Genomic DNA, 19892 nt, shown 5'->3' with positions numbered 1-19892 from the left:
TATTTAAAATTTTTCTTTTATTTTATCAAACCATGATTTATGCATAGCTCCATAACCATAGCCATATTTATTACTGTATCCTAGATTATCTCTACTCACATCATTTAATACAAATCCTACATTTCTAATCTTCTTCTGGTCAATATTATTATTTGCGAATTCTAATAATGATTTCTCTGTATATTTCGATCTTGTAACATAAATTGTAACATCTGAAAGTTCAGCAATTAAGAATGTATCTGTAACAAGAAGTAATGGTGCTGTATCTAAAATGATATAATCATATTTTGACTTAAGCTGATCTAATAGATATTCATATCTACCATTCGAAAGTAGTTCCGTAGGGTTTGGAGGGATCATTCCTGAATAGATAACATCTAAATGTGGATTGAAAGATGATACATGAATAATATCCTCCAATTGTGTTTGTTCAGAATATAAGTACTCAGTAAGTCCAGCCAATCCTTTTCTTGCCGTATTATACCTCTGTAGCTGAGGGTTTCTAATATCTGAACCTATAATAATTGCTTTCTTTTTAGGATTAGCTAATGTTAAAGCCAAATTTACAGAGGTAAAAGTTTTCCCCTCTCCTTTAACTGTTGAAGTAACAAAAACAACTTTTCCATGGTTTTTATCTTTCGGAAGCATAAAGTTCATGTTAGTTATTAAGATTCTAAATGCTTCAGCCATAGGAGTAATATCATTTACCTGAACAATACCCGAGTCTCCTTTTTCTAAGCTTGGCAACTCTGCAATAACAGCTCCATGCACTAAGTTTTCTAAATCATGCTTAGTTACAACTTTATTGTTTAATAATCCTCTTACATAAATAATAACTAAAGGAATTAGTAGTCCTATTGCTAAAGCAACAAGGAGTATAACTCCTTTTTTAGGTGATACGGGAGAACTTGAAGCATATGCAGTATCAATAACTCTAGCTTTAGGAGCTGTAATTGATAGGCCTATTGCAGTTTCTTCTCTTTTTTGAAGAAGAAGAAGATATAGATTCTCTTTAATTTGCTGTTGTCTTTCAATTCCTCTAAATAACTTTTCAATGGAAGGTAATCTGGAAATTTTACTGGAAACCTTATTTTGTTCGCCTAAATATTCATTCCTTGTTAATGCCAAACCATCTCTGTTTTTCTGTAAACTCTGTGTTATTGTTGTACGCATGGAATTAATCTGCTTCGTGATATCCATCACAGCAGGGTTTTCAGGGGTTGCAGACTCTAATAGTCTATTACGCTGCATGATAAGTTGGTTATAGGCAGAAATTCCTGCTGCAGTCTCCGTATTGTTTAATCCTACGTTCGCAGGAAGAACTTGAAAATGACCTTGTTTTGAAACAAAACTAATCAAAGAGTTTGTTAATTCTAATTGAGCATCTACATCTAGTTGTTTTGCTCTAGCAGATGCAGAGCTCTCTAGGTTTATTTTAGCCTCAGTTTCAAGATCAGTAAGATTATTTTTTGTTTTAAAGTTTTCTTTTTCAGTTTCAACTTCGCCTAATTCTCCAGAAAGCTTTTTAATTCTTCCTTCGATAAAATCCAGAGTTTTTTTAGATTCTAAATTTTTATCTGTAATAGCATCATTATTATATGCTATTACCAAAGCATTTAGAATATCAATTGCTTTTTCTTTTTGGGGATAGTTTAATGCAAGTCCTAAAACCGTAGCATCTCTACTAACAATACCTATATTGGAAATATCTTGAAGAGAAGTAACTTTCGCCTCTGTAGAGGAAATAGATAACTGCAAATCATTAATATCAAGATCCTTAACTGTTAAAGGATTAAACTTATTATTTTTAATAATAATAATAGTTGCAAATGGTAAATTTATTGTTTTACCAAATCTGGATGAAAACTCTTTCCCAAGTTCATCAGAAGAAAGATGAAGTTCATCATTTTTTATTTTTAAATTGATAGATTTTTTAGGAAATTGTTCTAATGGATTTTCTTTAACAACTTTAACTATAATGGGAGAAGAACTTTTATACAGTTCAATATTACCAATCTTTTGCTTTGCAAATACATTAGTTTGTAGATCATGAGATTTTACTACATCCCTCATCAATTTTTTTGATTTTAGGATCTCAACCTCATTATCTATACTATTCGTTTTCATACCTGCCAAACCGGATAAATCCTGAAGCACCCCCATATCACTAGCTGTAGATGGGGTATTTTTAGCATCTTTAATAAGTACAGTCGTTTTTACGCTGTAGACAGGAGTAACAAATTTTAAGGCAAAATAAGTAATAATAGCACATAAAAACATTGAAACAATAATCCAAGTCCAATTCCTTAGATAAGGCTTTATTATTTCATTAAGATCAATATTATTTGAATTTTCAGCTTCTGATGAATTCAGAGTATTTTGGTTATTCATTAATTTTTTTACTTCTTGATTAGACCTATAACAACTGCCGCCGCTGTAACGGCTATTGAGATTGCAGTTAAATAAAGTGCTGTATTTGGGTTTTGTTTAGATGCTATATCTTTTGTATTAGTAGAACCTACAATGATGGCATCTCCTTGTTTAAGGTTATAAAAAGGTGAATTTATCAGATTGGCATCCTGTAGATCTATCTTTCCGTGAGTTATCTGTCCGTTTTCATTTCTTATGACTAATACATTATCTCTTTTCCCATATACCGTTAAATCACCTGCCATACCTAGGGCATTTAATATTGTTGCCTGGCCATTAGAAACTATATAATCTCCTTGTCTGTTGACCTCTCCTAAAACAGTAATTTTAAAATTGGATATTCTAATATTGATTGTAGGATTGATAACATAGCGTGTCATTTCTGACCGAAGCATGTCTTTAAATTCTGTTAATGTTTTACCAGTAGTATTAAGTTTTCCAATAATTGGAAAATCAATTTCTCCATGTGAATCTACAATATAAGTAGGACCACTGATAGTTATCATTCCCTGATTAGGTGTATTTCCTCCAGCTAAAGTATTAGTTTGAATAAGTTCTGAAGATGAATAATTTTGGTTGAATGGCTTTACAACATCCATATCTTTAGCCGTAACAAGTATCACCAATTGATCTCCTGTCTGTATTGTAGAACTTGAATTTTTCGTAGATGCCTCTATAGCAACTTTTTCTATATTTTGCATATAGTTCAAGTCATTTTTGGCTTTCTCATTAACCTTACATGACATCAACAGGCATAAAACAAAAATACCTAATAATTTACTCTTCATATTTTAAAATTGTACAAATATACATTTTATATTTTTTTATTTATCCAAAACCTCGTAGATAGAATTATTACTTCTAAACTCAGGAACTATTAACTTTAAAATCTTAACAACTTCCACTTTTTCTTTGATTACAGAAGCTTCTGTAATCAAATTAATGAGGCTTTCTATTTCTGAGAATATCATGGCTGGATCCTTCGAAATCATAATTTTCTCATGGTGAGTTGGAAGAGTTTTAGCATTGTCACTTAGCAATTCCTCGTACAGTTTTTCACCAGGTCTAAGTCCTGTATAAATAATTTTAATATCAATATTAGGTTCAAACCCTGATAGCTTTATCATTCTGTTGGCCAAATCTAAAATTTTAACAGGTTCACCCATGTCAAAAACAAAAATTTCGCCCCCATGCCCCATAGTTCCTGCCTGTAAAACAAGCTCGCAGGCCTCAGGGATAGTCATGAAATAACGTACGATATCAGGATGGGTAATAGTTACCGGTCCTCCTGCCTCAATTTGCTTTTTAAAATGAGGGATAACAGAACCGTTAGATCCTAAAACATTTCCAAATCTTGTAGTAATAAATTTTGTTGTATTACCTTCTGCATGTTGCAATGATTGCACAAATAATTCGGCTGCCCTTTTAGAAGCTCCCATTACATTGGTAGGGTTTACTGCTTTATCTGTAGATATCATTACAAATCTATTCACTTTATAACGACTGGATAAAACTGCAATATTTTTTGATCCCAGTACATTTACACGAATAGCTTCGTTAGGATTATCCTCTACAAGAGGTACATGCTTGTAAGCGGCAGCATGGTAAACCATTGAGAAGTTATAAGTTTGGAACAATGGTTCTACCCTATGAATATTGGAAACATCTGCTAAAACGAATTTAAACCTAATATGAGGAAACTTTTCTCTCATTTCAAGCTCTATATCATACAAAGGTGTTTCTGCCTGATCCAGCACGACAATTAAAGAAGGAGTAAATTGAGCAACCTGTCTTATAATTTCACTACCAATAGAACCTGCACCTCCGGTTACAAGTACATTTTTACCGTAATGTCTACTTTTAACTTCCTCGTTTTCGATCTTTATAGGTTTTCTATTCAGTAAATCTTCAATTTGAAGATTTCTTATAGACCCCCCTAAATCACTATCTCTTAATTTCTGTACAGACGGAGCCTTAAATACATTTAGATCTTTCTCCAGAAATAAATTAACCCAGGAATTCATTTCATCCTTAGCCATCATTTCTTTTACGATGATAACCCCATCTACAACAAGATCATCCTTTGTACTATTTTCAATCTTTTCTTTTGCATAGATTGGCTTGCCTAGAAGTGAAGCTCTTTTTGAGTCTGTTCTTTGGGTTAAAAAACCAACTACCTGGTAAGGAAGATTTGGGTTATCTAAGATTGCTCTTGCTATTGCAATAGATTGCTCGTCTATACCCAGTACAAGAATTCTTTTTTTCAATGCACTTCTTCTATATTCTCTCACAATATGAAAAAATTCCTTAACATAAAGCCTGAAAAGAAATAGCCCCATAAAAGAGATAATAAAATATAGAACCAAATACGGAGTCAGAATAAATTTCCCTCCTGTAATCCAAAAATATACAATATTAATCGTAGCTACGACAAACATGGTACAGAAACATGATACAAGAAGTTTAAATAAATCTATAAAAGTTGAGTGTCTAATGATTCCTGCATAGGTCTTAAAAATATACATAAAGACCGTATTTATCACTATGATAAAAGCAAAAACAGTACTTTTATCATCATGGTAAATAAATTCTCTTTGAGTAATTTTTTCTATGATAAATGTGGAAAGCAATAAAGATATAGCCAGTATAATAATATCTATTATAAGTATTATCCATCTGGGAAGATATCTTACGTCTGAGAGATTGACAACATTATCTCCGCCAAATATTTTTTTTCTGAGAGAGTTATACATTGTCTTTATTGGTGTTCATATATTATTATTGTATGGTACAAAACCCTAGTTATTAAATCAATTTTAATCCCTGGTATTTATGCAAAATTAAAATAAAATCTCATCAATACCTTAAATCTAAAAAAAAAATTCAGGATATAAAGTTAATCAAGATATTCTTGATTTTATTTTTGTCTTCATCAGACAGATTAGTACCCGATGGTAAACATAGACCCGTGTCAAAAAGTATACCACTTACATTCCTTCCAAAAAAATTATAATTCTTATATAATGATTGCAAATGCATTGGTTTCCACAAATATCTGGTTTCTATGTTATTTTCTGAAAATACTTTTTTCAATTTTTCTTTTGTGATTCTATTTTCTCTTTTTTCAATGGTGATAGTATTTAACCAATAATTGGAATAAAAATCTGTATTAGGCTCTGCAAAAAGATTAATTCCATCACAATTATCAAAAATATCCTGATAAAATTTATGATGATCTCTTCTTTTTGATATTCTGTCTTCTAAAACTTCTAACTGCCCCCTGCCTATTCCTGCTGAAATATTGCTCATTCTATAATTATATCCAATTTCAGAATGGCTATAATAATCTTTATTTTCCTTAGCCTGTGTAGCAAGGTAAAGTGCTTTATCTTTATCGTTTTGATTTCTGGAAATAAGGATTCCACCTCCTGATGTAGTTATAATTTTATTACCATTAAAACTGATTATTGAAAGATCACCAAATGTTCCACAAGGTTGGTTTTTATATTTACTTCCCAGAGCCTCTGCACTGTCTTCAATAATAGGAATTTCATATCTCTTGGATATTTCTCTAATTTCATCAACCATAAAAGGCATTCCGTATAGGGATACAATGATAATTGCTTTGGGTTTTTTACCTTGTTTCAAACAGAACTTAACGGCATCTTCCAATGCGTTGGGGCACATGTTCCAGGTAGAAGTCTCACTGTCTACAAAAACAGGAATGGCTTTTTGATAAAGAATAGGATTAGCAGATGCTACAAATGTAAATGATTGGCACAAGACAAAATCATCTTCTTCAACGTTCAATAAATTTAATGCTAAATGTATTGCTGCCGTTCCGGAAGACAAAGCTGTTATGAATGAATTATGTCCAAGATAGTCTTCAAGTGTTTTCTCGAATTCATTTATATTTGAGCCATACTGGGAAATCCAGTTTGTATCAAATGCATCCTGTACATATTTCAATTCACTCCCCCCTAAATGTGGAGGTGATAGCCAAATCTTTTTTTCGTCCAATTATTTTGTGTTTATTTTTTAAATTAAGTTATTAGTCCGTCAAAAATATCATTTATTTTCTCATATTCAAAACCTCTGCCCATCAAATATTTTATGGTTTTCGATTTTTTCTGATATTCCTGCAGACCTTTTTGCTTGGAAGAGTAATCTTCGTAGATTCTGGTGATCGTTTTTATATAGTCATCATCATGTATTTCATCAAAGCACATACTGATCAGTTTTTCAGAGATTTGTTTCTGTTTAAGATTCATTTTAATCTTATTTTTCCCCCAGTGTTTGATGTAGAATTTCCCTCTGATATAGCTCCTCGTGAACCGCTCTTCATTGAGATAATTTTCTTTCATGAGATATAGAAAAATTTCTTCTTTTGCCTCATCAATAAGCAAAAATTCTCTCATTTTCTGTTCTATTTCTGCATGGCAGCGGTCCTGATAAACACAATAATTTACCAATTTCTGCTTAATTTCATCAAAAGTAAAAGACTTTTTTTCCATAGACATAAAAAAAGAATGAGCTTCCGCCCATTCTTTATACTGTTATATTTTATAGGCTATATTAATAATTAAATAATGCCTTACCTTCCATTAGTTCATTAACGTTCTTTCTTACAGATGCAAGAACTTCTTCATTCTTGATGTTGTCTACTACTTCAGAAATTAATCCTGCAATGGTATCCATATCATTCTCTTTAAGTCCTCTTGTTGTAATGGCAGCTGTTCCTAATCTAATACCAGATGTTGTAAATGGAGATTTATCATCAAAAGGAACCATGTTTTTATTACATGTAATATCGGCAAGAACTAGTGCTTTTTCTGTTTCTTTACCGTTTACTCCTTTATTTCTAAGATCTACCAACATTAAGTGATTGTCTGTACCACCACTTACAATATCAAATCCTCTGTCGATCATTGCTTTTGATAGCGCCTGAGCATTTGCTTTAACCTGCTTTGCATACGTTTCGAATTGTACATCCAAAGCTTCGCCGAAAGCTACTGCTTTACCTGCGATAACGTGTTCCAATGGACCTCCCTGAATTCCTGGGAATACAGCTCCATCCAATACCTGGCTCATCATTTTAATATCTCCTTTTGGAGTTTTGTGGCCATATGTATTTTCAAAGTCTTTCCCCATCATGATCATTCCTCCTCTTGGACCTCTTAATGTTTTGTGAGTGGTAGTGGTTACTACATGACAGTGCTCAAACGGAGAGTTTAATAATCCTTTTGCTACCAAACCTGCAGGGTGTGCAATATCTGCCCAAAGAGTTGCTCCAATTTCGTCTGCTACTTCTCTGAATTTAGCATAATCTAAATCTCTTGAGTATGCTGAGAAACCTGCAATAAGCATTTTCGGTTTTTCTCTCAGTGCTACTTCTCTCATTTGGTCATAATCAATAAGACCTGTTTCCTGCTGAACTCCGTAAGAAACTACGTTGTATTGAATTCCTGAAAAATTCACTGCAGAACCGTGAGTAAGGTGCCCTCCCATTGAAAGGTCCATTCCCATAATCTTATCTCCAGGTTTCAAAACTGCAAGATAAATGGCTGCATTCGCCTGAGAACCGGAATGTGGCTGAACATTCACATAGTCTACACCGAAAAGCTCTTTTGCTCTGTTGATAGCCAATGTTTCAACCTCATCTACTACTTCACATCCTCCGTAATATCTTTTTCCGGGATATCCTTCAGCATATTTATTTGTCAGTACACTTCCCATTGCTTTCATCACATTTTCAGAAACGAAGTTTTCTGATGCGATAAGCTCTAACCCATGGGCTTGTCTTTGTCTTTCCTTCTCAATCAGGTCGAAAATAATATCCATTTTACTTTTAGTTTTTGAAATTTTTCACCCCAAATGTACGGAATTTTCGTTGAGATTTTGATATCAAAAAATATGATTTTTGGTACAAAATTTTAAATATCATTCATTATTTTGGTTATAATTATTGAGTTCTTTTATTTCAGTTGATATCTTTTTTTTAAATAAAGACTCGCTTTTACCAATAAAATTAATACCGGTACTTCTACTAGGGGACCGATTACTCCTACAAAAGCCTGGGATGAGTGAATCCCAAAAACAGCAATACTTACGGCAATAGCCAACTCAAAATTATTTCCTGTGGCAGTAAACGCAATTGAAACATTCTTATCATACGGAACTTTCATTAATTTATTGATTAAAAAGCTAATAAAAAACATCAATACAAAGTAGATAACCAACGGAATTGCAATTTTCACAACATCCATCGGCAGCTCCAATATTTGATCCCCTTTTAAGCTAAACATTAAAATAATGGTAAATAGCAATGCATATAATGTAACCGGTGAAATCATAGGAATGAATTTTCGGTTATACCATTCTTTCCCTTTTGATTTTATCAGAAAATAGCGGGATAGAAAGCCTGCCAAAAAAGGTATTCCCAGATAAATAAAAACACTTTCAGTAACATCCTGAACGGGTACGGAAATATTAAAACCTCCAAGACCTAGTTTTTGGGGAAGAACATTAATAAACAGCCAAACCAGAAAACTGTATGATACAATCTGAAAAATGCTGTTCAAAGCAATCAGTAATGCTGCATATTCTCGATTTCCTTTCGCCAAATCATTCCAGACAATAACCATGGCAATACACCTTGCCAGACCTATTAAGATCAATCCTATCATAAAGTCCGGTTCATTTCTGAGAAAAATAATTGCCAGCACAAACATTAATACCGGACCAACTACCCAGTTTAATAATAAAGAGATAGATATGACTTTTGTATCCTTAAAAACTTGTGGTAATAATGAATAATCTACTTTTGCCAACGGCGGGTACATCATTAGAATAAGACCTATGGCTAAGGGTATATTGGTTGTTCCGGATGAGAATGAGTTGATCGTTATAGAAATATTAGGAAAAAAATATCCTAATCCTACTCCGATTATCATTGCCAGAAAAATCCAAAGGGTCAAATATCTATCAAGAAATTTTAATTGAACGTTCATTGTTAACGATTGATTTTGGAAAAAACATAAAACATTTCAGCACCAATTTCCAAGCTTCTTTTCTCATAAATTTCTTGTTGCTTTGGTGTATCATCCGAAATTTTGGGATCCTCATACGTAATAGCAATACGTCTCTCTGCTCCTGCGATGAATGGACAGCCTCCATCTGCCTGCGAGCAGGTCATAACCGCAACAAAATCAGTATTCGGATTAAAAGCATCATCATATTTCTTAGAAAATCCAATAACAGGCAAAGTGTTCTGAGCATACTTTATAGAATATACTGGATTCTCACCTTCACTTAATTTCCAAATATTGAAACCCGAATTTATTAGGGTATCTGCAACTTTAGGAAACAAGGCTGTAACTTCTGTTCCTCCGGAATAACAATAAATATTGGATATTTTAAAATAATCTGATGCCATTTGTGCCCAAATTTGCGCCAGATGACTTCTTCTCGAGTTGTGGGTACAGATAAAATTAATATTTACAGGCTCTTGTCTCTTTACTTTTTCCTGTATAAAATCTATCAATGGCTGTAACACTTTTTTTCTTTCCTCACTGATCTTTTGAGAAAGAACTTCTTCTATGTATACTGATAACTTAGGATTCATTTTTTTAATATTATAAAAAATTAATATTAGCAGCAGCCACTTCCAGGGGTACAAGATGTATTTTGATTTCCTGTCAGTTCATTTAGACTTATCTTTTGTTTCTGAGGAGGAACTCCGCAAGCATCTGTAGCCAGACAAGCCGTTAGTTTATTTTTCAGAATAAAATTTTTCCCATTAAAATCCAAATCATATTTTCCAATGGTGGTATCCTGATATTCTACTTCAATTTCAAAATCTCCAATTCCTAACTTCTCTTCTGAAAGATGAATAATATGTAGTAGTTTTCCGGGTTTTAAACGGTGTTCATAGTCATCAGCATTCCAAAGTTGAAAGTTTACTTTTTCTTCTTTTCTGATCACTCCCCCACAATCAATAAAATTTTTGGTAACCATACCTATTTCTGTTACATGAAAATGTTCAGGAACAAATGTTCCGTTTTCTAACTGAAATTCGACATTCTCCAATTCCGGTAAGATGTTTTTTATTTCTGATAATTTCATAATTGAATATTTTAAATTGTTACAATGCAATATTACGATATAGATTTTCAAAAAAATTTTAACAGCAGTTTTGTTTCTTTACTGTCGAAATAATATTTGAAAAATAGAGGTTTAAGCTTTCGAAAACTTTTTCGTTAATACAGTAGCAGATTGAATTTCCTTCAATATTCCCTTTGATAAGACCCGCGTTTTTCAGTTCTTTCAGATGTTGAGAGACTGTAGGCTGTGCCAGAGGCAGCTCATTAACGATATCACCACAAATGCATTCGTTTACTTTAAGCAAGTATTCGATAATTGCAATTCTGGCAGGATGGCCCAATGCTTTCGCAATAAGTGCCATCCTATTTTGTTCTTCTGTAAAAAAATCTGTTTTTGTAGCTCCCATAATTCAAAAGTATATCGCAATATTACGATAATAAATTATCATCACAAAATTTGAAGTGAGAAATCTATGAATTCTTCAGAAAATAAAATCTGTCATTTAAAATGCTTCTTCAGATAATTCTTTATTCACAACAGCTCCAGCGAAATTGCCCTGCGCTATAGCATTGGCTACAGACCTCATCATGGTTACATTGTCTCCACAGGCAAAGAGTCCAGGAACTGAAGTTCTCTGCATAGGATCAACTTTAATAAAGCCCTGCTCTGTTAATTCACAACCCATAGCTTTTGTAACATTGATATTTTGTTCAAAAGGAATTTTTGCATACAATACCTTTAATGGTGTAGAGTTTCCATTTTTGAAGACAATTTTTTGGATGAAACCGTTATCATGCTCAACCCTTTCAATTTCTTCTTCATTCAGATTAATGTTATTTTGTTTTAATTTTTCAACCTGTTCCTGAGTAAGGCTAGATTTACCATTCGTAAATAAAGTCAGTTTTTTTGTCATATTAAAAATGAGCTTTGAAAATTCAAACGCTAGGTCTCCATTAGAAAGAATCCCTGTTACTTCATTTTTTACTTCATAGCCATGACAGTATGGACAATGCAAAACAGAAATTCCCCAGCAATCTTCAAATCCAGGAATATCTGGCATAATATCTTTTACTCCGGAGGCCAGAATAATTTTTTTAGCGAAAAATCTTTCATTGGATAGGGTTTCCACTTCAAAGCCATTATTATTCTTCGATACCTGCGTGGCAATTCCATCGTAAAATTGAATAGTGGAATATTTTTCAACATCTTTCCTAGCAAGATCACTTATTTCTTTAGGGGTATTCCCATCATGGGTAATGAAGTTATGAGAATGGGGAGTCTGCCTGTTACAAGGTTTACCGTTATCAATGATTAAAACATTTCTCAAAGATCTTCCTAAAGCCATTCCGGCAGATAATCCGGCATAGCTTCCTCCTATTATAATGACATCAAAGTTTTTATTTTCCATAGTTTAATTATTTGATGCTGCAAAGTTAAAACAAATCACATTAACGCAACATTGTTGCGATTTATTTTTTCAATATTCATTATATGGAATTAGGCTCATTTTACTTATCATATTCTTTTTTGTCTTCGTTAATTTCATCCTGAATTCTCTTCCTGATATCTATTTTTGCTCCTTTAAAACTAAAAATCATAGTTCCTTTCTCACGGGCAAAAGGGTTTGTTATGGAACCAATAAGCTGGGAATTTTGAAAGTAAGGACCGGTTTCTTTAAGCTCATCTTCATTCTCTGAATATTCTTTAACCCGAATAAGATTTTCATATTTTTTACTCAAATCAAACCAATTGATATAATCTGCATTGAATGATACTGCCCTCACTCCTTTTTTCGAATAATAATTAATAGCTCCCGCCTGCCCATAGTTATCGCATAAGACCAAGGTATGTCCTGATTGAGATAGTTTGGAATATTCTCTATCTACTTTTTGAGCCAATTCTTCCCAGCCCTGCATATCGGCAAAATCCTGTGGTAAAGAGTGTTCTTTTCCGTCCTCCCAACGCAGCAATCCAAATTTTCTATACTCTTCCTGATGATTTATGATATACTCCGGGCTTTTATTCGGAAAGGCAACATTATACAAAGGAAGAAATAATAACACGGGAATTAATACACAAACCGGCTTTAGAAATCTTCGCCTTCCTTTCTCTAGAAAGTAAGCTAAAAAAACAGAACCAAATGCTATATAAACAGGATATAGCCCTATAGCATAATAATCTTTGGCCTTGAAAAAAAGAAACAAAGCTATGGTCATAATATAACTCCAGAAAAACAATCTGAATTTCTCGAAAGGCCGGTACAATAGCAAGGCGCCCCAGCCAGCAATAATAACAATAATAGATCCGATGAAAAATAATACCTGGGATTTGAGAAAATCAATCCTGTTCACATTCACCAGTTGTCTTTCTGACAATTCTTTCATATGGTGGATGACGGGAAATTTGTTCTGATATTGCCAGAGAAGATTAGGAAAAATAATGACTAAGGCTAAAAGTCCTGCCCAATACAGATGGGGCTTTATAAAAATTTTCCGTTGCGGGGTAAGTAATAATGCAGGGATGAGCCCTAAGACCAAGAAAGCAATATTATATTTATTTAAAATCCCTATTCCGAAGGCTATGGCACCCATGTAAAGCCATTTTACTTTTTCTGAATTGATATATTTTATCAGTGAATAATAAAGAAATGTCCATAAAAGAATTTCCAGAGATGTTGGCTGAAACAGCATATTCACACGAAGAAGCACCGAAAGTAAAATGCCCAGAGCGGCAAGAATTTTTGCAAAAAGGTTACCGTTGAGCTCCTCAATGATTTTCCAGACAATGGCTATAGTCAGCGCACCAAAGAGTGCCGGAAAGAATTTCACCCAAAATACAGAATTACCTAATATTTTAATCAGCCAGGCAAATAATGAGTTAACAGGCGGAACAGAAAGATATCCCCAATCAAGATGATTTCCCTGATCAAGATGTAGGTATTCATCCCTGTGCAATTCATACTCTGAATTTATTAATGAATACTGCAGAACAAATTTTGCTATAATAAAGAGAAACAGAATCAGATAGCTTTTCTTCATGGTTATATTTTGAAATTAAAATTAAGACATTTTAAAATTCCTATTTATTACATCTCTTACTATTTTTCTTCATCTATTTTGTTAAGTCTTTGACTAATTGGCTCTTCAGCCTCTTATTCAAACTGAAGTCCACAATCTTCACCAATAAAAATCCCGAAGAATTTTTTTCTTCGGGATCTAACAGTTAAATAGTTTATAATATCAGTTTATTATTTTGCTTTCGATTTTTCTTTTAATTCCTCTTTGTCTTTATCAGACGGATTCCAAACTTTCACTTCAGAATCTTTTGTAATATTGGATCCAGGAAGAATCTGAACATTAATACCATCGCTGGCACCTAATTTCACATATACTTTTTTGAATTTTCCATCTGGTTGTTTTACTTCTATAAATGGAACATCCTTCCCTTGCTTCTTTTCATACTGAACCAAAGACTCATCCAGTAATAAGGCATTCTTTTGAGAGCTTAATACAATCTCCCCGTTTGCTGAGAAACCGGCTCTGATATATTCGTTATTAGGATTATCCACGTTTCCTTCTACAGGGAATTTAATGGTTCCTGCATTATCCTTTCCTTTAGGTGCAATCATCGTCAGTTTTCCTGGGAAAGTTTTGTTTTGTAATGCTCCGATCACAATATTCATATCCATACCCTGGCTTAATTTTCCTGCCTGAGCTTCGTCAATTTCTCCTTTAAAGATCAAAGAGTTCAGATCAGCTACGGAACATATTGTGGTTCCCGCATTAAAGTTATTGGCTTCAATTACCTGGCTACCTACTTTTACAGGTACCTCAAGTACGGTTCCTGAAGCCTTGGAACGAATTTGTGTCGTTGCCAGACCTTGTCCCTGAAGTTCAGGTGTTGCTCCTGTCTTGGCAATTTGTAGTCTTTTCTGGGCTGTATTTAATTGTTGCTGAGCATTTTTAAGAGATTGCTGCTGAGAATATAACTGCTGCTGAGAGTTAAGATATTCCTGTCTGGAAGCTACACCCTGCTTGAAAAGCTTATCCTGCATTTCAAACTGCTTTTGCATATTCGCAACATTCAGCTGTGAATTATTGATCTGAAGCTGAGCATTCTGAACTTCTTGCTGAGCAGCATTCACTTCAGAGATGCTTGGTACAATTCTGATGGTAGCAATCAGCTGACCTACTTCTACCTTATCTCCTTCTTTTACTAAGATCTTATCAATAATCCCTGTAATATTGGGTTTAATTTCAATTTCTTCCTTTGGAACAATTTTTCCAGTAGCCATTACTTTATCATCCATGTTCTGAATGTTAGGTTTACGGGTAAGGAAGGATTCGCTTTCTTTAGAATTTGATTTTACAAGATAGCCAATCCCTGAGAACAATGCCACTGCAAATAAAAGCCCCAACACTATATAAATGGCTTTTTTCCAAGTGAATTTCTTTTTCATATGTATAGTTTATTTTTTATTAAAAGATTGAATGATTTAAAAATGACAAGATTATTCTGTTCTTAATGCTTCAATCGGCCTAATTTTCACGGCTCTTTGTGCCGGAATCATCCCGATAATTAATCCTAAAATCACCATAACGGCCATTGCTGCGAACACGTTCCCATAGTTTACCGTAGGGTTATAGAAAGGAAACGCATCCTGTCCTTGTGTAACGGCATTCAACACCATCAGAACAAAGATCCCAAAGAGGAATCCTAACAATCCTGAAGAGAGGGTAATAACAACACTTTCCAGCAATATTTGATTTCTTACTTCTGCCGGTTTTGCACCTAATGCTCTTCTGATCCCAATCTCCTTGGTTCTTTCTTTCACGGTAATCAGCAGGATATTTGAAATAGCAATTACGCCTGCAAGAATCGTCAGCGTTCCCACAATAATGGTTAAAAGCTGCATCCCTGTAAGAAAACCTGTCAGTTTTTTGAACTCTTTTCCAAGGTTAAAGCTTCCAAACGCATTGGTATCTTCCGGAGAAACTTTATTTTTAGTTTTCAAGACCTGCTTTACATCCTCTTCTACTGAATTGACGTTGGCATTGGGCTTACTTACAATAGCAAACATGTCTATCTGGTCTCCGGCATTATACATTTTAGTATAAGTGGATAATGGAATAAAGGCTGTCTGGTCATTCTCAAAACCACCTCCTTTTTTCACTCTGAAAACACCAATTACATTGAAGAAAAGACCTTTTATATTAATGGACTTCCCGATTGGGTTTTCTTTTTTCTTGGAATCGAAAAAGTTCTTATAGATTTCTTCTCCAATTACTACTACATTTTTATTTCCAGAGACGTCTGCATCATTGATATAGCGTCCGAAAATAAGTTTCTTTTCTGAAATTTTATTTCCTACGGAGTAGTCTCCTGTAAGAGAATAGGTGGCACTTTTACCGTTTCTGGACATTGATTCTCCAGGGGTCCCCGTAAAGCTTCCTCTTGCATTCTGAGGAGAAATATAATCTACGGCTGTCACTTTTCTTTTCAGCATTTCCATATCGGATAGATTCAAATGGACATCTCTTCCCTTAGGAAATCCCTCGTAGGGAATAGAGGTTTTTTGCGCCCACAAGAAAATGGAATTGGTAGCAAAACCTGAAAATAATTTATCAAAACCATTCTCCATTCCTTTTGCTGCCCCAAGAAGGCTCACATACAAAAACATCCCCCATCCTACTCCAATCATGGTAAGAAATGTACGAAGCTTATTATTCCTCAATGAATAATAAATCTCCTGCCAAGTATCTATTTTAAATATGATATTCACCTTTTTGAATTATAAATTATAAACTGTGAGTTATGAATGACTCATTTAATATTTCTTATTTCAGAGCTTTTTATCTTTTACGCTTTCAATATGTTACTCTGTCCTCAGTGCTTCAATTGGTTTAATTCTTGATGCTCTGTATGCCGGAACAAATCCTGCAATCAATCCGGAAAAGACCAATGCAATGAATGCTGTAAAGATGGTTGCCCACCCTACGCTTGGACTTTTTATGAAAAATTCCTCAAGGCTGTCACCAATAAGACTTAGGGTTAAAACTCCTACTCCCACTCCGACAAATCCTGAAACTACTGTAATGACGACACTTTCCTGAACAATTAAGGCAACAATTCCTTTTGGTTTTGCTCCAATGGCTTTTCGTACTCCTATTTCTTTAGTTCTTTCTTTTACAATATACACCATGATGTTACTGATCCCGATAATTCCCGCCAGTAGGGTTCCCATACCGATAAATCCAACAATAGCTGTAAGAACGGCCATAAAGGTAAAGGTATCATTCATGTTCTTGGCATTGTTCCAGATACGAACACCATTTTCATCGTCCGGAGAGACATTTTTTCTCGATTTTAATTTATCTTTTAACTCGTCTCCATATTTGATTGCTTCCTGTGGAGTAAGCTTGTCACTATAGGAGATGTAGGCTATATTTACAGTATCAGACCCTTTTTTCATTTGCTGCAAAGTGGTTATGGGAACTGTAATATGTCTTTCATCCCAGTCTCCCCCATCATCTGAAAACACTCCGATAACCTTAAACATGGTGCCGTTGATATCCAGATCTTTTCCTATGGGACTTCCATTTTTAATTAAATCCCTCTGGACCATTCTACCAATCACGGCAACATTCTGCTTTCCGTTCAAATCTCTTGGTGTGATATAACGTCCGTCTATCATTTTTCTGTTTTCAATCACCTGCTCCCCGGGTTCTGCACCGTGTATCTGATAGATTCCGCTTTCTTTTCCATATTTCACCATTAAACTTGCGTTATATCTGGGACTGGAAGCTCCTACATTTTTTTTCTCTGCATTGATTAGAAAGTCGTAATCCTCATTATTCATTGTAACATTTCGCTCAGACTGCAGTCCTTTATAAGCCAAAGTTGTCTTTCCTGTAGAAATAGTAATCAGGTTTTTCGCGTCTCCGGAAAATCCTTCTGAAAAGGCATTTTGAAGTCCTTTTCCAATTCCAAAAAGCACGATGAAGATAAACAGCCCCAAAGCCACTGTAAATCCCGAAAGCACCGTCCGAAGTACATTACTGCGGATAGAACTGAATATTTCCTGCCAACGATCTAAGTCAAACATTTTTATTGATATTAAAAGATTGAAAAAATTGTTCAGCAAGTTTGCTGTTCAATTTTCAAATTATCTCATTTTTCAGATTCTCAAATTAACTTACAGCACAATCTGCTTAATAAACTCATCACTTTCAATGATACCATCTTTCAGAACTACATTTCTCTTGGTCTGTGCTGCCACATCAGGTTCGTGGGTTACAACAATAATTGTTTTTCCCTCATTGTTAATATCCTGAAGAAGCTTCATAATATCATGCGTAGTTTTTGAATCCAGTGCACCGGTAGGTTCATCTGCCAGCACTACTTTCGGATTGGTAATCAAAGCTCTTGCAATAGCTACTCTCTGTTTCTGTCCTCCGGAAAGTTCACTTGGAAGGTGATTCGCCCATTGTGCAAGTCCTACTTTTTCCAGATATTCCATTGCTTTCTGATTACGTTCTTTTCTCGGTACATTCTGGTAGTATAGGGGAAGTGCTACATTTTCCAAAGCCGTTTTATAACTGATTAGGTTAAAAGACTGGAAAATAAACCCTAAAAACTTACTCCTGTACTCTGCTGCTTTTACCTCAGATAAGTGTTCTATAGGAACTCCATCCAATTCATAGGTTCCTGAACCTTTTTCATCCAGAATACCAATAATATTAAGAAGAGTGGACTTTCCGGAACCGGAACTTCCCATGATAGAAACAAACTCGCCCTCTGAAATATTCAGATTAATCCCTTTCAGAACATGAAGTTTGCTTTTCCCTGTATCGTATGACTTGTGTAAATCCTGAATTACTAACATTAAGTGATCTATGTTTTATACCCAATAAGTAGATGATATTTTCAAATTGTTACAAGAATGAAAATTTATTCAAATATTTTTTTGTTTAATAGATTAACCCTTTATTTAAAACAAATTATAGAAAACCGTTTAACTGTAACTCTAGTTTTCCATCTATTTACCCCCCGTATACCTGTCTAAGCTATTATCCGTGCCCGTTTCATGTAAATGTGGAAAACTTTTACAGCTAAAAGTCAGCCTATTAGTATTTACCCCTTTCAAAATCAGTTCTTTTTTTCGAACTTTGTACTTAGTTCTTTACAAGAAATATTGAATTGCCCCCGTGAATAACTTTTATTCACAATAAGCAGAAAAACAAAAAGTTAGGTATTTCCTGAACGTTATCCACAGAGATCTAAATTATTTTAATTATAAAGATATTTAATATGGGAATTTTTGATAAAAGAGTAAGTTATAAGCCATTTGAATACCCGGAGGTTCTTCAATTTGTAGAAGCCATCAACAAATCGTTCTGGGTACATTCGGAAGTGGACTTTACTGCAGATGTTCAGGATTTTCATTCGCAGTTAGAACCACATGAAAAGCATGCTGTGAAAAATGCGCTTTTGGCCATTGCACAGATCGAGGTGTCTGTAAAGACATTCTGGGGGAATTTATATAACCACCTTCCAAAGCCGGAATTCAATGGATTAGGATCTACTTTTGCAGAATGCGAGTTTCGCCATTCTGAAGCATATTCTCGTTTATTAGAGGTATTAGGATATAATGATGAGTTCCTTAACGTAATTGAAATCCCTGCTGTAAAAGGTAGAATAGAGTTTCTTGGAAATGCCTTAAAACATGCCAATTCTGCAACTCCTAAAGAATATGTTTCAGCATTATTGCTGTTCAGTATTTTAGTAGAAAATGTTTCTCTTTTCTCTCAATTTGCCATTATCCTTTCTTTCACAAGATTTAAAGGATTTATGAAGAATGTTTCCAACATCATTGCATGGACTTCCGTAGATGAGCAGATTCACGCTAATGCAGGAATCTATCTAATCAACAAAATCCGTGAAGAACAACCGGATCTGTTAACAGACAGCGACCTTGAAGATATATACACCCTTGTTGACGAATCTATCGCAAGAGAAGGAGATATCCTTAGCTGGATCTTTGAATTAGGTGAAATAGACAATGTATCTAAAGAAGATCTGTTGAACTTCATGAAGTACCGTGTAGATGACAGCTTGAAGAAAATCAACATGAAAACAAGATACAACATCACTCCGGAACAATACAGACCAATGGTATGGTTCGAAGAGGAAGTTTTTGCCAATTCATTAGATGATTTCTTTGCAAAAAGACCAGTAGACTATACAAAACACGACAAGAGTATTACAGCAAACGACTTGTTTTAATGTAAAAGAGCGAGCGAAGCGAGCGTCAAAGCAAATCGTATTAGGATGATACCATTCATAATACTTTAAAACAA

Annotated in this window: 17 protein-coding genes; 1 reads left to right on the top strand and 16 read right to left on the bottom strand. The window is 34.2% G+C overall.

Translation table 11 applies throughout. The annotated features are described in order from the left end of the window. Positions 1-3: 3 nt before the first annotated feature. The 16 genes from C7D53_RS02970 to C7D53_RS02895 form a co-directional block, all read right to left on the bottom strand. Complete coding sequence (locus C7D53_RS02970; protein WP_106914898.1) at positions 4-2391, bottom strand: GumC family protein; 2388 nt, start codon at positions 2389-2391, stop codon at positions 4-6. Positions 2392-2399: 8 nt separating this feature from the next. Further along, the gene (locus C7D53_RS02965; protein ID WP_106914897.1) at positions 2400-3218 is read right to left on the bottom strand and encodes a polysaccharide biosynthesis/export family protein; all 819 of its coding nucleotides are present in this window, start codon (positions 3216-3218) and stop codon (positions 2400-2402) included. Between the two features lie 36 nt (positions 3219-3254). Then, a complete protein-coding gene (locus C7D53_RS02960; protein WP_106914896.1) occupies positions 3255-5183 on the bottom strand; it encodes a polysaccharide biosynthesis protein in 1929 nt (642 codons plus the stop codon). Between the two features lie 130 nt (positions 5184-5313). After that, a complete protein-coding gene (locus C7D53_RS02955) occupies positions 5314-6450 on the bottom strand; it encodes a DegT/DnrJ/EryC1/StrS family aminotransferase (RefSeq protein WP_106914895.1) in 1137 nt (378 codons plus the stop codon). A gap of 23 nt (positions 6451-6473) precedes the next feature. Continuing rightward, a complete protein-coding gene (locus C7D53_RS02950) occupies positions 6474-6950 on the bottom strand; it encodes a regulatory protein RecX (protein WP_106914894.1) in 477 nt (158 codons plus the stop codon). Positions 6951-7005: 55 nt separating this feature from the next. After that, positions 7006-8271 (bottom strand): serine hydroxymethyltransferase, encoded by a 1266-nt coding sequence (gene glyA, locus C7D53_RS02945; RefSeq protein WP_106914893.1) that lies wholly within the window; start codon positions 8269-8271, stop codon positions 7006-7008. A gap of 134 nt (positions 8272-8405) precedes the next feature. After that, positions 8406-9440, bottom strand: a complete 1035-nt coding sequence (gene arsB, locus C7D53_RS02940; protein ID WP_106914892.1) for an ACR3 family arsenite efflux transporter — start codon at positions 9438-9440, stop codon at positions 8406-8408. Positions 9441-9442: 2 nt separating this feature from the next. Continuing rightward, on the bottom strand, positions 9443-10054 hold the full coding sequence (locus C7D53_RS02935; RefSeq protein WP_106914891.1) for an arsenate-mycothiol transferase ArsC: 612 nt from the start codon (positions 10052-10054) through the stop codon (positions 9443-9445). A gap of 26 nt (positions 10055-10080) precedes the next feature. Continuing rightward, the gene (locus C7D53_RS02930) at positions 10081-10554 is read right to left on the bottom strand and encodes a DUF6428 family protein (protein ID WP_106914890.1); all 474 of its coding nucleotides are present in this window, start codon (positions 10552-10554) and stop codon (positions 10081-10083) included. Between the two features lie 58 nt (positions 10555-10612). Beyond that, positions 10613-10939, bottom strand: a complete 327-nt coding sequence (locus tag C7D53_RS02925; protein ID WP_106914889.1) for an ArsR/SmtB family transcription factor — start codon at positions 10937-10939, stop codon at positions 10613-10615. A 96-nt stretch (positions 10940-11035) separates the two neighbouring features. After that, positions 11036-11941 (bottom strand): NAD(P)/FAD-dependent oxidoreductase, encoded by a 906-nt coding sequence (locus C7D53_RS02920; RefSeq protein WP_106914888.1) that lies wholly within the window; start codon positions 11939-11941, stop codon positions 11036-11038. A gap of 100 nt (positions 11942-12041) precedes the next feature. Beyond that, positions 12042-13571, bottom strand: coding sequence for a glycosyltransferase family 39 protein (locus C7D53_RS02915; protein ID WP_106914887.1), 1530 nt, complete (start codon positions 13569-13571; stop codon positions 12042-12044). Positions 13572-13780: 209 nt separating this feature from the next. After that, positions 13781-14992: an efflux RND transporter periplasmic adaptor subunit gene (locus C7D53_RS02910; RefSeq protein ID WP_185126678.1), complete on the bottom strand. Its 1212-nt coding sequence runs from the start codon at positions 14990-14992 to the stop codon at positions 13781-13783. A gap of 51 nt (positions 14993-15043) precedes the next feature. Next, positions 15044-16315: an ABC transporter permease gene (locus C7D53_RS02905; protein ID WP_106914885.1), complete on the bottom strand. Its 1272-nt coding sequence runs from the start codon at positions 16313-16315 to the stop codon at positions 15044-15046. Positions 16316-16408: 93 nt separating this feature from the next. Further along, positions 16409-17638 (bottom strand): ABC transporter permease, encoded by a 1230-nt coding sequence (locus C7D53_RS02900; RefSeq protein WP_106914884.1) that lies wholly within the window; start codon positions 17636-17638, stop codon positions 16409-16411. Positions 17639-17728: 90 nt separating this feature from the next. Beyond that, positions 17729-18418, bottom strand: coding sequence for an ABC transporter ATP-binding protein (locus C7D53_RS02895; RefSeq protein WP_106914883.1), 690 nt, complete (start codon positions 18416-18418; stop codon positions 17729-17731). Between the two features lie 425 nt (positions 18419-18843). Between C7D53_RS02895 and C7D53_RS02890 the strand changes: the two genes are divergently transcribed. Next, entirely contained in the window at positions 18844-19818 is a 975-nt protein-coding gene (locus C7D53_RS02890) for a ribonucleotide-diphosphate reductase subunit beta (protein ID WP_106914882.1), read from the top strand. The last annotated feature ends 74 nt before the right edge of the window (positions 19819-19892 follow it).

It is taken from the genome of Chryseobacterium aurantiacum (genome assembly GCF_003020585.1).
GTDB lineage: Bacteria > Bacteroidota > Bacteroidia > Flavobacteriales > Weeksellaceae > Chryseobacterium > Chryseobacterium aurantiacum.
The sequence above is the reverse complement of the archived record's forward strand: the minus strand, read 5'-3'. Positions and strand labels throughout refer to the sequence as shown.